Source organism: Fulvivirga sp., from assembly GCF_040218215.1.
Classification (GTDB): Bacteria; Bacteroidota; Bacteroidia; order Cytophagales; family Cyclobacteriaceae; genus Fulvivirga.
This window is the reverse complement of the sequence record NZ_JAVJQL010000015.1, coordinates 200943-214980: the sequence shown is the minus strand read 5'-3', so window position 1 is coordinate 214980 and position 14038 is coordinate 200943. Positions and strand designations below refer to the sequence as shown.

16 protein-coding genes are annotated in these 14038 nt (G+C 38.8%); 13 read left to right on the top strand and 3 right to left on the bottom strand.

The window, feature by feature from the left end; all coding sequences use genetic code 11:
- Window positions 1-21 precede the first annotated feature (21 nt).
- The 3 genes from RIB54_RS12385 to RIB54_RS12375 are packed head-to-tail and all read right to left on the bottom strand — an operon-like array spanning window position 22 to window position 4289.
- Window positions 22-2190 (bottom strand): S9 family peptidase, encoded by a 2169-nt coding sequence (locus tag RIB54_RS12385; RefSeq protein ID WP_350101194.1) that lies wholly within the window; start codon window positions 2188-2190, stop codon window positions 22-24.
- Between the two features lie 36 nt (window positions 2191-2226).
- Window positions 2227-3366, bottom strand: a complete 1140-nt coding sequence (locus RIB54_RS12380; protein WP_350101193.1) for a trans-sulfuration enzyme family protein — start codon at window positions 3364-3366, stop codon at window positions 2227-2229.
- A complete protein-coding gene (locus RIB54_RS12375; RefSeq protein WP_350101192.1) occupies window positions 3357-4289 on the bottom strand; it encodes a hydrogen peroxide-inducible genes activator in 933 nt (310 codons plus the stop codon). Before RIB54_RS12375 ends, RIB54_RS12380 begins: the two co-directional genes overlap by 10 nt.
- 195 nt (window positions 4290-4484) lie before the next feature.
- On the opposite strand from RIB54_RS12375, the gene RIB54_RS12370 reads away from it, so the two are divergent.
- The 13 genes from RIB54_RS12370 to RIB54_RS12310 all read left to right on the top strand — a co-directional run bounded on the left by RIB54_RS12370 (window position 4485) and on the right by RIB54_RS12310 (window position 13986).
- A complete protein-coding gene (locus RIB54_RS12370; protein ID WP_350101191.1) occupies window positions 4485-4820 on the top strand; it encodes a hypothetical protein in 336 nt (111 codons plus the stop codon).
- 44 nt (window positions 4821-4864) lie between these two features.
- Entirely contained in the window at window positions 4865-5551 is a 687-nt protein-coding gene (locus RIB54_RS12365; protein WP_350101190.1) for a hypothetical protein, read from the top strand.
- A gap of 49 nt (window positions 5552-5600) precedes the next feature.
- A complete protein-coding gene (locus RIB54_RS12360) occupies window positions 5601-6284 on the top strand; it encodes a hypothetical protein (protein WP_350101189.1) in 684 nt (227 codons plus the stop codon).
- Window positions 6285-6328: 44 nt separating this feature from the next.
- Window positions 6329-7015: a hypothetical protein gene (locus RIB54_RS12355; RefSeq protein ID WP_350101188.1), complete on the top strand. Its 687-nt coding sequence runs from the start codon at window positions 6329-6331 to the stop codon at window positions 7013-7015.
- Window positions 6991-7776 (top strand): sensor histidine kinase, encoded by a 786-nt coding sequence (locus RIB54_RS12350; protein ID WP_350101187.1) that lies wholly within the window; start codon window positions 6991-6993, stop codon window positions 7774-7776. Before RIB54_RS12355 ends, RIB54_RS12350 begins: the two co-directional genes overlap by 25 nt.
- A gap of 1 nt (window position 7777) precedes the next feature.
- Complete coding sequence (locus tag RIB54_RS12345) at window positions 7778-8434, top strand: response regulator transcription factor (RefSeq protein WP_350066669.1); 657 nt, start codon at window positions 7778-7780, stop codon at window positions 8432-8434.
- Window positions 8435-8634: 200 nt separating this feature from the next.
- Window positions 8635-9087 carry a response regulator gene (locus RIB54_RS12340; protein WP_350066671.1) on the top strand — a complete coding sequence of 151 codons (453 nt, stop codon included), beginning with the start codon at window positions 8635-8637 and terminating at the stop codon, window positions 9085-9087.
- An 18-nt stretch (window positions 9088-9105) separates the two neighbouring features.
- Window positions 9106-9558, top strand: a complete 453-nt coding sequence (locus RIB54_RS12335) for a C40 family peptidase (protein ID WP_350101186.1) — start codon at window positions 9106-9108, stop codon at window positions 9556-9558.
- A gap of 27 nt (window positions 9559-9585) precedes the next feature.
- Window positions 9586-10254, top strand: coding sequence for a C40 family peptidase (locus RIB54_RS12330; RefSeq protein ID WP_350101185.1), 669 nt, complete (start codon window positions 9586-9588; stop codon window positions 10252-10254).
- Between the two features lie 73 nt (window positions 10255-10327).
- A complete protein-coding gene (locus RIB54_RS12325; RefSeq protein WP_350101184.1) occupies window positions 10328-11398 on the top strand; it encodes a hypothetical protein in 1071 nt (356 codons plus the stop codon).
- Between the two features lie 5 nt (window positions 11399-11403).
- Complete coding sequence (locus RIB54_RS12320) at window positions 11404-11730, top strand: hypothetical protein (protein ID WP_350101183.1); 327 nt, start codon at window positions 11404-11406, stop codon at window positions 11728-11730.
- Entirely contained in the window at window positions 11727-12968 is a 1242-nt protein-coding gene (locus RIB54_RS12315; protein ID WP_350101182.1) for a hypothetical protein, read from the top strand. Before RIB54_RS12320 ends, RIB54_RS12315 begins: the two co-directional genes overlap by 4 nt.
- A 7-nt stretch (window positions 12969-12975) precedes the next feature.
- Window positions 12976-13986: a patatin-like phospholipase family protein gene (locus RIB54_RS12310; protein WP_350101181.1), complete on the top strand. Its 1011-nt coding sequence runs from the start codon at window positions 12976-12978 to the stop codon at window positions 13984-13986.
- Window positions 13987-14038 lie beyond the last annotated feature (52 nt).

Sequence of the window (14038 nt, the reverse complement as noted above, 5' to 3'; positions counted from 1 at the left end):
TTTTATTACTCCTGTTAAATCCTACAAATTCTCTTTCACCCAGTTAGTCAACATGGTGAACAAATGCATTCTTGCATTGTCTTTTGAAATACCATGCGCCCTGTCAGGGTAGTAGAATGAATCAAATTGCTTGCCTTCACTTATAAGCACATTTTGCAATGTCACCGCATTTTGAAAATGCACATTATCATCGCCAGTACCATGCACTAACAGGTAATTGCCTTTTAGTTTAGCTGCGTGTGTAGTCGGTGAGTTGCTGTCATAACCATCGGCATTATTTTGTGGCGTGTCCATATACCTTTCAGTATAAATGGTGTCATAAAATCTCCAGTTGGTTACAGGAGCAACGGCAATAGCCGCTTTGAAAAGACCTTCGCCCTGAAACATGGCCAATGATGACATATAGCCACCATAGCTCCATCCCCAAATGCCGATCCTCTCTTCATCAATGTATGGAATATTACCCAGATACTTTGCTCCAGCCTGATGGTCAATAGACTCATATTTACCTAATTGCTTGTAAGTAAGTTTCTTAAATTGAGCGCCTCTGCCACCTGTGCCTCTCGGGTCTATAACCACAACAATATAGCCTTCCTCGGTCAGCATCTGGTGCCAGTAAAAGTTGGTGCCTCCTCCCCAGTTGTTAAACACTTGCTGAGAACCTGGGCCACTGTATTGAAATATCAATGCAGGATATTCCTTATTCTCATCAAAATTGGCAGGCTTTATCATATAGCCATTCAAAGCAGTTCCGTCAACGGTATTAAAAGTGAAAAACTCTTTCTTTTGAACATTGTATTCTTTGATAGTAGCCTCAAGTTTTTGATTATCCTCCAACGTTTTTACAAGCTTGTTTTTGGCCGTGCTGTAAAGATTTACATGTAGTGGATGCTCATTGCTGCTGTGGCTATCTATGTAATATTTAAAATCACTGCTCATATTAATGCTATGAACGCCAGGTTCCGCTCTAAGCGTCTTTTTGTTTTTGCCATTGATATCTACTGAATAGAAAAGTCTATCCATTGGAGAGTACTCCGTTGACGTAAAATACAACTTAGCTGTTTTTGACGACTCATCTACACCTAAGAAATTGTCCACTTCCCAGCTTCCAGAAGTAATCTGGTTTTTCAATTTCCCATCAATGCCATACCAGTAAAGGTGCTTGTAACCACTTTTTTCACTGGCAAAAATGAACGACTTTCCATTCTCCAGATAGGTAAGGTCATCTACAAAGTCAATGTCAATATATGTATCTGTAGTTTCAGATAAGATCACTTTTGCCTCTGCAGTTTTAGTATTTACATGGAGCAGGTCAATCTTATTTTGAAGCCTATTTAGCCTGATCAATGATAATTCATCAGCATTTGGCGTCTGGCTAATGCGCGCTATATAATACTCGCCTTCACCTACTTTTACCTCCTTCTTGGCTTTGGTAGAAAGAGTGTAGATAGTTGCCTTTAATTTGGAATTGTCTTCACCGGCTTTAGGGTATTTAAACCTGTAATCTGTTGGATACAACTGGCCTTTGTTCCATACCTGCATGTTGTATTCCCTAACCCCGCTTTCGTCAAAGGTCAGATAAAACAGGTCGTTATTTCCTGACCATTCAAAAGCTCTTGTTGCTGACAACTCTTCCTCATAAACCCAGTCAGTGCTACCATTTATGATGTGGTTAAACTTTCCGTCATCAGTTACCTGCACTTCACTTCCGTCTGCCAGATTAACATAAAACAAGTTATTCTCTCTTACAAAGGCCACTTTGGTTCCATCAGGAGATAGTGTAGCATAAGACTGCTTTCCGTTATTTGAAAGCTTAGTCAGTGACTTACTGGCAAAATCATAGATATAGAACTCTGCAGTGTATGATCTTCTGTAAATGCTTTCCCTTTCGGTGAGTAGTAACACTTTACTTTCATCAGCATTAAATGAGTAGCTGGAAAAGTCAATTTTCGGATTCAGCGCATCTCCGTCCAATATAGTTTCAACTATCTCGCCAGTAGTGATATCATACTTCACAATATCATTGCCCTCTAAAGCGCTGTAATACTGACCGGCATTCATCCAGTTGATGCCACGAACAGAAGCCTCACTGAAAGTCCGGTTCTTGTAAATATCTGCAACGGTAATTTTCTTTTGAGCATTTAAGGCCATGCTCAGGACTGCAAAAATTATAATAAGAATATTTCTCATCGATGTATGATTAGGTTTAGGTATTTAATAGTTCAATTAGTTTTTTAGTGCCTGATCAAGGTCTGCAATAAGGTCATCAACATCTTCAATGCCTACTGACAATCTCAAAAGATTGTCTTTGATGCCAGCCTCTGCGCGCTGTGCCGCTGATAATTTGGAGTGTGATGTTTTCAGGGGTGACGAAACCGTTGACTCAACGCTCCCAAGGCTGATAGCCACTTTAATCACCTTCAGTTTTTTCACAAATGCATCCTGATCACCTTTAACTTCAAAAGATAACATGCCTCCAAATCCTGTCATTTGAGATTTAGCAATATCATGTGAAGGATGCTTAGGCAGGCCTGGATAATAGACGGCAGGCACATCTGGGTGTTGCTCTAAAAATTCGGCTACTTTTTGAGCATTTTTATTCTGCTGCTTAACACGTAGCGCTAAAGTCTTCATGCTGCGCTCCAGCAGATATGAGGTCTGAGGATCAAGACTGCCGCCATAATTAACAGCAGCTTTGTAAATTTTTTCACCAAGCGTCTTAGAAGTAACCACTGCCCCACAGGTAATATCACTGTGGCCTCCCAGATATTTTGTCCCGCTATGTGTCACCACATCTATCCCAAAATGAATAGGTTTTTGGTTGATAGGGGAAGCAAATGTATTGTCTATGACAGAGATAATGTTATTCGCTTTGCACAACTCAGCGATGCCTTTTAAATCAACAATCTTCAAGAGTGGGTTTGAGGGTGTTTCAATATAAATTAGCTTGGTTTCTTTCTTTATGTGCTTTGCAAAATCATCAGGTTCTAAACCTGTGGTAAACGAAAATTCAATGCCAAATTTTGACAGCTCACTTGTTATGGCATGGTGGGTTCCTCCATAAATGTCGCCTTGAAATATGGCATGATCACCAGATTTTAGTAATGCTAAAAGCACCGTTGTAATAGCCGATAAACCAGAACTAAAAATCAAGCCCGACTCACCATCTTCCAAAACCCTGATCTTTTCGGCTACCACATTTTGATTGGGCGTGTTAAAGTACCGGGGATATTTCAAAGGCCCATCTACCAAATAATCATAAGCCGTAGAAGTATGTATTGGAGTAACTACCCCTCCGGTTCTTTCATCATTGATGCCACCACTGTGCACGCATTGTGTGGCTTCTTTTACTTTATTTACTTCCATTTTATAACTTCTCCATTTTTCTTAATATCAACTTTATCCGGGATAGCCTCCAATATTTCTTTGTGCAATGCCTCTACCAACTTTCGCTTCAAATAGCTGCGGTGCATCACCAAACTCACTTCCCTTACAGGCTTAGGATCCACAAACTGCTTAATCTTTTTACGATGTTTTTCTTCAATGTCAATTGTTGCCAATTGAGGCAGAAGTGTTAGCCCTCCATGAATATCCACAATCCTTTTAAGGGCCTCTAAAGAGCCACTTTCATATTTAAATTGCGAGTCGTGCTCCTTATATATCTGACATAAATTGATAACTTGCTCCCTAAAACAATGGCCTTCATTGAGCAACAAGATGCTATCACTTTTCAGATCACTGGCCTCCACTTTATCTTTTTTATATACCTCGCTTTTCTCAGAGACATAGGCATAAAATTCCTCATAAAACAAGGGCTTGGCTACCAAACCAGGATCATCATAAGGGGTAACAATTATGCCAATGTCTATAACCTCATTCTTCAGCCTTTTCACCACCTCTTCGGTAATCAGTTCATAAATTTTAACCTTTACATTAGGGTAATGCTCAATAAAATTATGAATGAACAGTGGCAACAGGTATGGCGATAAGGTAGGGATAATACCAATAGAAAGCTCACCAGCTATCTCTCCCTTTTCCTCAGCTACAATTTCATTCAGCCTTTTTGCCTCATTGACCACTTTTCTGGCTTGAGCAATAATAGTCTTACCCATTTCAGTAGGCACAACAGGCTGTTTGCTTCTGTCAAAGATCAGCACCCCCAGCTGGTCTTCCAGCTTTTGAATTTGCATGCTCAGCGTGGGCTGAGTAACAAAACAGGCATCGGCAGCCCGCCCAAAATGGCGGTAATTATCTACCGCTATGATGTATTCAAATTGAATAATGGTCATGCCGCTAATTTACCACCTATTGAATGAATTTATCTTCCATTCATACAAAAATCATAGTGCACTGATAGTGAATAAGTTAAGCAGAATTAAAATAGAAATTCATTACATTATTGTTTTTTATTAGTACTGAGCGGTGGCTGGTTGAAGATAATATTTTAATTTAAGTGATATTTTACAATTTAAATTATAACTATTATGGCTTTTAATGGAAGAGAAGGCAAACCCATACCTTTGGGCATTGCCAAAAAATGGACAAAGAATTATAGAGATGCCAACAAGGGTAAAACCAAGGCAATATTCTACGGCAAAGAAAAGATACAAGCTTTGCTCGATGAGCCTGGTGCAATGGGAATAAGGGTATATTTTGGAATTGATGATGAGGGTGCTAACAAACTTGTGCTGGTATCTGCTACAGAAGATGGTAATAATATACTTCCCAATGAAGAAGGAAAAGATGGGGGAGGGACATTATTAGATGATGGAAAAGAATGTCCACCAGACTGTCCACCAGCTGGAGATCCGTTAAGCTAGAATTGGAAAATATCTGTTTTATAAAGTAATATAGCTCATTAATTATGAGCTATATTTTTGATATTGTTTTTTACGCCTCCTTCATTTCCGCAGGAACGAGTGCCCTATTTGGGCTTAAATTGATTCGGATTAGGCCTATTAATATGCTCGTTTTGCTGGTAAGCATATCCTTTTTGGCCGATGTAATTAACGCCATAAGCTCATTCTATTATTTAGAATTTAAGATTGATTTAGGAATTAGAAGTGTTGGTGCTGCTTATAGAATATTGGAGTTTCTTATAATAGTGCTTTTTTTTAGAGCATTCGATTATTCGGTAACATTAAAAAATGTACTCACTTTACTCTCTTCTGTTCTTGTTATTTACTTCATATCCATTCAGGAAGATTTTTTTAATATAAGGGTTGATTCTACGATTATGCGTGTATCTAGCGCTTGTTTAGTAATTCTTTTTGGCATGCTTTTCTATAAAAGTATAATTACAAAAATGGAAGTCCCCAATATTGAAAAATGGCCGCCTTTCTATTTGATCAGCGCTTTATTTATTTATTTTTCTGGAGTTCTTATGGCCTTAATATTACAACGACCCATTACTAAAATTGATCTTCAAGTAGGAAGTTATCTGCTCATGTTTCATAACATTTTATTAATTGTTAGAAACGTTCTTCTAATAGTTGGTTTCTATTACACTTACAAAACGAAATATAAATGGGAGCACATTTCTTTAGTGTGACATATCTGGATAATATGTCATTACTACTTTAAACTTTTGGTTAACGTCAATGGAACTCTATAATTATGCCTTCTATACCTCAATAAGTACCGCAGGTATCGCTACTCTCTTTGGGATCAAACTCATCAAGACTCAAACAATTAATTTGCTTGTAATACTAGTAGCAGTTTCATTTTTGGCAGATGTAATCAATGCTATCAATGCATATTTTTACATGGAGTTGAAAACAGATTTAGGTATCAGACATGTAGGTGATACTTATAGAATCATAGAGCTGTTCATTCTGATTCAATTCTTCAACGCCTTCGGTTTTAATAAATGGGCAAAGAAAATTATACTGGTATTCGGAATTTTAGTCACCCTATATTTCTTTGTCATCCAAACAAAATTTTATCAAACCTCGGCAGATTCATCGATACTTCGAACAAGTAGTGCCCTATTAACAATGGCCATGTCGATATTCTTTTTTAGAAATTTATTGATTAAAATGGAAATCCCAGATATTGAAAAATGGCCTCCGTTTTATTTTATCAGTTCACAGTTCATCTACTTTTGTGGGGTAGTTATTGCGTTCATTATTTATGAGCCTATGTTTGTATTAAGTTATTCTGCAGGACGAACACTTTGGGCCTTTCATAATACATGGCTGATTGTCAGAAATATTCTTTTAATAATGGGCTTCTACTATACCTATAAAACCAACTATAAATGGGAGAAAATAAGTCTAATTTAAATTAGGTCAAAATATTTACTAAAAACCAAGCCCCCTAGAGGTTAATGACACTATTGTTTGATATTCTTTTCTACATTTCTCTAGCTACTGCCCTTCTCGGTTCTTTATATGGATTGAAGTTAGCCGCAAGAATGCCTTTCTCATATTTAGTGCTGTTACTTTGGGCTTCTGTAATTGGCGACATAATAGGTGATATTAGCCAGTATTATTATTTACAACGCAATGTTGATTTAGGAATTCGAGGAGTTGGTGCTACGTATCGTATTATTGAGTTCACACTTTTGTTATTGTTTTTTCGACACTTAGAATACAGCAAAATAGTCAAAAACGCAATCACGCTTTCTGGATTCATTTTTATTATTTATTTCATTTCAATACAACCCGCTTTTTTTAGAATATTTGTTGATTCCACGATGGTGGAAGCTGTAAGTATTATTTTGGTTGTTGTTTTTAGTCTTCTCTTTTTTAAAAGTACAATGACTAGAATGGAGATTTCTACAATAAGTAAGTGGCCGCCATTCTACTTTATCAGTGCCTTTTTTATCTACTTTAGTGGTGCCAGTATGTCAATGCTACTATCAAACTCAGTATATAGTATTGATATTGATATGGGTAATCATTTATGGAATTTTAATAATTTCTCACTGATTATCAGAAACATCCTGTTGATCATAGGTTTCTTCTACACATACAAAACAAAATACAAATGGAGTCCAATCTCGATACATTAATAATTATAGCCATAGCGGGCACCTCCATTTTCCTGTTTATCTCGGGGTTTGTGGTATTTTTTGTGGTCTTCTACCAAAAGCGAATGCTTCAAAAGAAAATGGAGCTCCAGAATATTGAAGCCGAATATCAACGCACCATGCTTCAATCCACCATTGACTCTCAGGAAAAGGAGCGCAAAAGAATTGCCTCAGAACTGCATGATGGTGTAGGTGCCATGCTATCAGCGGCCAAATTAAATTTAGGCATGCTGCTCTCCGGTGCTATACCTAAAGAAGAAAGTAATGAGGCCGTAGATGAAACAAAGGCCATGATAGACGAAACCATAGAAACGGTTAGAAGGATATCAAAAGACCTGCTACCATCTTCGTTGGAACAATTCGGCATTTCACAGGCTGTAGAAGAGCTATGTGAAAAGCTATCTAATGCCTCCACCAGAATCATATTCGAACATGATGAAGCAAATATTGATCTGGATGTCCATCAGGAACTGCTGCTTTACCGTATTACCCAAGAGCTGATCAATAATGCACTAAAGCACGCACAGGCCAGTGAGATAAAAGTAATATTGAATGCAGACCCTGTTTCACTATCGGTGATTGACAACGGTGTTGGGTTTGACAAAGAACTGGTTGAAGGTGATATTAAAAAGGGGGTTGGTCTGTATAATATTGAAAACCGTGTAAGTTTATTGAACGGTGAGTTGATTTTTGACAGTGAAAAAGAGAAAGGAACCTCAATAACTATTAAATTAGTACCATAACATGGGTAAATTAACCGTTTATATAGCAGATGACCAAACACTTTTCCGTAAAGGAATGAGCAGGTTGGTAAAGTCCTTTGGCCAGGTAAAGGAAGTAAAAGAAGCTGAAAACGGTAAAGAGCTTTTGGCTTTGGTTAAGGAGCAGCAGCCTGACGTTATTCTCATGGATCTTGAAATGCCAGTGATGGATGGTGTTGAAGCCACGGAAAAGATCATTGCTAAATATCCTGATATTAAAATTATTGTGCTTTCTATGCACGATACGCAGCAACATATTTTTTATCTGATGGAAATAGGGGCTCATGCCTTTCTGTTAAAAAATGCAGAGCCAGAAGAGGTTAAAGAAGCTATAGTGTCGGTCATGAAGTATGATTTTTACCAAAATCAGATAGTGATTGAGGCCTTGCGCAAAGGGGCTATTGACCAAAGGAAGCAGAAGCTGGAGCGCCCAATGTTTCGGGAAACCGCGCCTCTAAGCGACCGTGAAAAGGAAGTATTACAGCTTATTTGCAGGGAACTCACTATGAAAGAGATTGGCGACAAACTCGCCTTAAGTGAGAAGACCATCCAAAATCACCGTGCCAGAATTATGATCAAACTCAATGCACGAAATACAGTGGGTTTGGTAAAATATGCCTACGAATCAGGGCTGATATAAAAAAATCAACTTTAGGCATTATCACTCAATTTGTTAGGTGTTTTTACCTAATGGTCTTCCAGACCTCGAAAATGCAACTCATTAACCACTAGTCACTTAGATAAGATCTATATATAAGGTATACACATCGCCTTCTTTAAACTGCCGGTCAGATAATTTAAGTATGCATAAATTGTCCTTTGAATCTAACATTTAATGACATGAAGGGGCAGAAAGTATTGGTAATTCATAACAGCGAAACAGCGAGAAAAAGCATCCATCAAACATTGGCGCATTTCAACCTTCACTTTATATTCGCCTCCGATGGCCTTGACGGACTGGCTGCGGCAAAATATGAGTGCCCCGATTTGATTATTACCAACATCAATTTGGCTGTGCTCGATGGGCTGGCCATCTCTAAAATGCTTAGAAAAGATTGCTGCACAGAAGACAAACCAATTATTCTGCTGCATGACCAACTGGATTATAATATCCTATACGAAGCCAAGAAGCTTAATGTTAAAGCACTTCTAACCAAGCCATATTTAGACAACACGTTGATTTATGCGGTAAAAAGAGCTTTACAAGCACCATTGGAAAAAACCCACGACAGGGTGCCAAGATATGAAGAAGTGGTGACCAGCAGACAGCCCGTACATCGCTTTGCCAACTAATTTTAAAGTACAGACCTAATGAACCCCTTACTAAAACTAGCAATAAGAGAACTTGGTCATAATACCTACATTAACCAGGAGCATGACCTGTTCAAGTTCTATCAAGAACTAAAATCAAAAAGCTCAGAAAAGGCTGGTGATCTATCAATCTGGAGCAGTGCTTTCATGAATTGGATCACCAGGAAGGCAGGCATCAAGCATGCAGACATACTGAAAGCCCAAGACTGGCTTGATATAGGTGAAAATAGTTCTGAAAAACCTGAAGCTGGAGACCTTATAGTCATTGAATGGGATGATAATGGTCATAAGAGAGCTTATGTTGGATTCTATATCTGGTATTCTAATGACAACACTCAGGTATACTGTCTGGGGGGTAAACAAAACAATGAAGTGGCCATAGTAGCCATGCCAGCAAAGCATATTTCCGGTTTTAGAAGGCTAGAAAGTGTTAGTGTGGCAATGAGCGCATAGCTCATAATAATCTCAAATATCGAAGAAATGAATTCAGTTCTTCAAATAGCAGCGGCCGAACTGGGCCAACAAGAAATTAGCGGTAGTGCTAACAATCAAAGAATAGTTGACTATGCTACAGAATCAGGGATAATCGGGATCAGCAACGATGAGGTTCCCTGGTGTAGCACCTTTATTAATTGGGTGGCTTTTAAAGCCGGATTATCAAGAACAAACAAACCCAATGCACGCTCATGGCTATCGGTAGGCCAAAATGTTGACAGCGCACCTGAGCCCGGAGATATTGTCATTTTCTGGAGGGAAAAAATTGATTCATGGAAGGGCCATGTCAGTATTTTTCTGGGGTTTTCAAAAGACCAGCTAAGAGTATATTGTTTAGGTGGCAATCAAGGCAATCAGGTATCAGTGTCAGCCTACCCCACAGAAACTGTACTGGGGTTTAGAAGACTAGGGGCCTCATCGGTTATCAAGCTCCCTGATCCGGTTCTGAAAAATGGTGATGCCGGCCCTGATGTCAAACTGCTGCAAGACGCCCTTAAATTAGCAGGCTTTAACTGTGGCACCTCAGATGGTGACTTTGGCAACAAAACAGAGGCAGCAATGAAGCAATTGCAAGCCGCCAGCGGTAACCTTAAGATAGATGGGGTGTATGGCAAAAGGACTAAAGAGCATTTATTGAATCTGCTGAGTACCTAAATTACCCTGGATTCGGTATTGACTTCTACAAATAATAAAGCCTTCTTAGACGTTACATTGTAAACCAACTAAAATGACAGGAAGTGTAGCCCTTGATGTAGTCATAGGACTAGTTTTTATTTATCTGCTTTATAGCCTGCTCACCTCTCTGGTGGCAGAAATAGTAGCAACCAACCTTGGCCTAAGGGCCAGAAATTTAAGCAGTGCCCTTGACAGGATGCTTAATAACGATAATGTTAATGCCTTTTTACGCACCAAAGATAAGTCCGGAATCATCCATAAAATATATGATCATCCAGAGGTTAAATCACTGACAGCCAACAGACTATTTAGCCGGCCTTCTTTCATAAAGCCCGAGACCTTTACCAGGGCTCTGGTAGACATCCTTAAGCATGGAAGTGCGGAAGAAAAAGCCATGGATATTAAGGAAGGGATAAAGAGTTATAAGTTTCAACCAACTGTTGAAACTTATCTTCTCAATCTTGTGGATGAAGCTGAAGGAGATGTTGATAAACTCAGAAATGCTCTCTCTACTTGGTTTGACAATACCATGACCAACGCCTCCGAATGGTATAAGCGCAATATGCAAATCATGCTTTTCTTTATTGGCCTTATTATAGCATGGGCATTCAATGTTAACACATTCAAAATTACAGAGAAGCTATCAATCGATAAAGATGCTCGTCAGCAACTGGTCCAGTTGGCTGGTGATTATATAAAAAACAATCCTGATGCCTCTTATTTTGATTTAAGTAAAATCAAAGTTTCAGACTCAGCTTCAATTGACCTTTATAATGCTAAACTGGACACTCTGTTGGCCATAAAGTCAAATTTGGAAAAGGATATAGCCGAAACACAACAGCTCCTGGGGGGAGGCACATGGCTGCCTGATGAATTAAAAATTGTAAATGGCAAACCACTGACTGTCAACATTGAAGCAAAACTTTTGCCCAAGGTAGTGACAGAAAATGGTGTAGCAAACTATAGCTTTTGGAATAAGATAGGTTATGCTTTAAGAATGCTGGTCTTCAATTTTCTGGGTTATGCAACAACGGCCGTAGCACTCTCACTTGGTGCACCTTTCTGGTTTGATATTTTAAACAAACTGATGAAGCTGAAATCAGCTGTTTCAGATAAAAAATAAAAGTTATGGCCTTTCTAACACGCAATCAGATTAAAAATTTTGCCTCCGATGCCCTACATGTGGTGGCAGATTTTAACGGAGACATCGACACATATTCATTTGCTAATTTTCATGAGTTTCATAGAAAGTTGTTCGTCAACGAATTGAAGCGTCAGATAATGAACTCTCCATATTTTGACAGAGCCGGTAATCAATCTATGGACAGGTATTATGATGTGCCTCTATCTATGGGAGTAGCAAATGGTTGGACCCAAATAAAAGAGAGTATCGATTATGTGGTGGCCAATCAGGCTGTGCGTGCCCGTAATCCTAATAAAGTAACATTGCCATGATAAGAAGCTTGACAATCTTTATGTTCAGTCTTGTACTGTCAGGTAGCAGTATGGCTCAAGACACTGATGTCAAAACTGCAACTGTTGAGGACGCAGACTTTAAAATAAATAGTATTGGGAGTCCGGAGCTCAATATTGACCTGAAGCTGGCCCTTCCTGAGGGCTTTCAATTAGATGATGAAAGCTTCTTTGATTTGAACAATGGCTATGTTGCACTGCTAAAGTCAAAAAAATATGCAGAACTTATTGATCCTGATGCTGTAAAAGTAGAGTTAGCTCCAGCCGCTGGCAATGTGATCAGGTTCATAATAACTGGTTTCTCTCAAAAATTGAGTGAACTGATAGCTAAAGAAGATGCAGATATCCACATCACTACCAATGCGGCCATACACTTTTCTGCCATCAAAGGAACCGAAACCTTAAGCTACCAATTAAAGGTAGCGGATGTAGAAAAATATACAAGTAACAAGATCATACTGACAGAGGCCATGGAAGAAGAGCTTATTGCTGCCAAAGGCGGCAGCATATTCATGACCAGCAACGTATTTGATTTTGGAGTGCTTCCCCAAGATAAATCAGAAAATACAGCCACTGAATTCTATGCTTCCTTTAAATACAGAAGTAAGTATTCGTTTGCTAAAGACAAACCAATATTCTTTTATGGTGAAGGTTTATTGACAACCGACTCTCAAGATACCCTCAACTACCTTTCGCTGTACCCCGTCAGTTATAATTTTTCAAAATCAAAGAGTGAGATTATTGCACAAGTAGGGGTTGAGGGAAATCAAACTTTTCAAAACTATCGTGTTGCGGCCAATATATACTGGCAAGGCCTGCTTGAAAACCTTGTTGATCTTACATTTGGTGAAGATCGGTTACGGCTGAAGCCAGTGATTAAAATTGGGGCCAAATTTTATCAGGAAATGGAAAACAACAGGCCTGTTGAAATTGAAGACCATGAATTCTCAAATCAGGTTTTTGGTCAAATATATTACTACATACCTATCAAAAAGCAATATAGCTTGATCTTAGATGGAAATGCCTTTTATGACTTTAATACATCAGTAAATCCTGATGAAGAAGTTAAATTTAACTACACAGTAACGCTCGGAATAGAAATTCCTAAAACTGATTTCAAGACGATACTCAAAATTGTTGGCGGTGAAAATGGAATCACTTATCAGAAAGATCAATTGCTAATGATTGGGTTCATGGCTGACCTCTTCAGTTTAAACTAAACCAATTATGAAAAACACAAACTACAGAAATCTTGTATTCGAAGGAGGTGGCGTTAAGGGCATTGCCTATGGAGGTGCATTGGATGTTTTGGATAGTTCGGGTATTCTTAAAAACATAAAGCGGATTGCCGGAACTTCTGCAGGAGCCATAAACGCCACGCTATTAGCGCTTGGTTACTCTTCGACAGAAGTGTCTGATCTTATTGCCAAAACCAATTTCAAGGAATTTGAAGACAATAGCCGCTTCTTTCCCACTAATATTGCCAGAATTTTAAGAAAATACGGCTGGAACAAAGGTGATGCCTTTCATCATTGGATTGGCAAACAAATCAACAAGAAGGCTCAAAATACAAACTTTAGTTTCGGTCAGCTAAAAGAGGCCATTGATAACGGAAATGAGAGCTTCAGAGAGCTTTATGTAGTAGCAACCAATCTATCCCAACAAAAGTCTGTGGTTTTCTCGCATGAAACCACTCCAGACATGCCTATTAAAGATGCTGTTAGAATGTCAATGTCGATACCTCTGTATTTTGCAGCATATAAACTTTCAAATGATATGATGGTGGATGGCGGAGTGTCTTACAACTACCCTATCAACATTTTTGACAACGAAAAATACCTTGCAAATCCTGCCAATGGCGACAAAGTAGATTATAGCAATGTTGAAGGGTACGTCTTTAACTATGAGTCCCTTGGCTTCAGGCTCGATTCCACAGAAGTGATAGAATATGCCAAGCGCGACTGGGCAAGTCCTCCAGAAAAAATTACCAACATCAAGTCTTACTCAGCGGGGCTTATCAACTACCTCATGGAAATGGCCAACAAAGTCCATCTGCATAGCAACGACTGGAACCGCACGATTTTCATTGATACTCTAGATGTGCAAACCACAGATTTTGACCTGCCCGAGAACAAAATTATTGACCTGATAGCCAGCGGTAAAAAGGGAGCTGAGAAGTATTTTGAATGGCGGGATAATGATCCTGTTTGGGGTGTCAAACCCGCAAAAGTCACTTAGCTGTTATTTAGGGTCTAACCAAAATGACTCCTACATCAACAAATCATTAACC

Excerpts from the sequence above, each read along its gene's own strand:
- RIB54_RS12385 (WP_350101194.1), bottom strand. The coding sequence starts at position 2,190 with ATGAGAAATATTCTTATTATAATTTTTGCAGTCCTGAGCATGGCCTTA.
- RIB54_RS12380 (WP_350101193.1), bottom strand. The coding sequence starts at position 3,366 with ATGGAAGTAAATAAAGTAAAAGAAGCCACACAATGCGTGCACAGTGGT.
- RIB54_RS12375 (WP_350101192.1), bottom strand. The coding sequence starts at position 4,289 with ATGACCATTATTCAATTTGAATACATCATAGCGGTAGATAATTACCGC.
- RIB54_RS12370 (WP_350101191.1), top strand. The coding sequence starts at position 4,485 with ATGGCTTTTAATGGAAGAGAAGGCAAACCCATACCTTTGGGCATTGCC.
- RIB54_RS12365 (WP_350101190.1), top strand. The coding sequence starts at position 4,865 with ATGAGCTATATTTTTGATATTGTTTTTTACGCCTCCTTCATTTCCGCA.
- RIB54_RS12360 (WP_350101189.1), top strand. The coding sequence starts at position 5,601 with ATGGAACTCTATAATTATGCCTTCTATACCTCAATAAGTACCGCAGGT.
- RIB54_RS12355 (WP_350101188.1), top strand. The coding sequence starts at position 6,329 with ATGACACTATTGTTTGATATTCTTTTCTACATTTCTCTAGCTACTGCC.
- RIB54_RS12350 (WP_350101187.1), top strand. The coding sequence starts at position 6,991 with ATGGAGTCCAATCTCGATACATTAATAATTATAGCCATAGCGGGCACC.
- RIB54_RS12345 (WP_350066669.1), top strand. The coding sequence starts at position 7,778 with ATGGGTAAATTAACCGTTTATATAGCAGATGACCAAACACTTTTCCGT.
- RIB54_RS12340 (WP_350066671.1), top strand. The coding sequence starts at position 8,635 with ATGAAGGGGCAGAAAGTATTGGTAATTCATAACAGCGAAACAGCGAGA.
- RIB54_RS12335 (WP_350101186.1), top strand. The coding sequence starts at position 9,106 with ATGAACCCCTTACTAAAACTAGCAATAAGAGAACTTGGTCATAATACC.
- RIB54_RS12330 (WP_350101185.1), top strand. The coding sequence starts at position 9,586 with ATGAATTCAGTTCTTCAAATAGCAGCGGCCGAACTGGGCCAACAAGAA.
- RIB54_RS12325 (WP_350101184.1), top strand. The coding sequence starts at position 10,328 with ATGACAGGAAGTGTAGCCCTTGATGTAGTCATAGGACTAGTTTTTATT.
- RIB54_RS12320 (WP_350101183.1), top strand. The coding sequence starts at position 11,404 with ATGGCCTTTCTAACACGCAATCAGATTAAAAATTTTGCCTCCGATGCC.
- RIB54_RS12315 (WP_350101182.1), top strand. The coding sequence starts at position 11,727 with ATGATAAGAAGCTTGACAATCTTTATGTTCAGTCTTGTACTGTCAGGT.
- RIB54_RS12310 (WP_350101181.1), top strand. The coding sequence starts at position 12,976 with ATGAAAAACACAAACTACAGAAATCTTGTATTCGAAGGAGGTGGCGTT.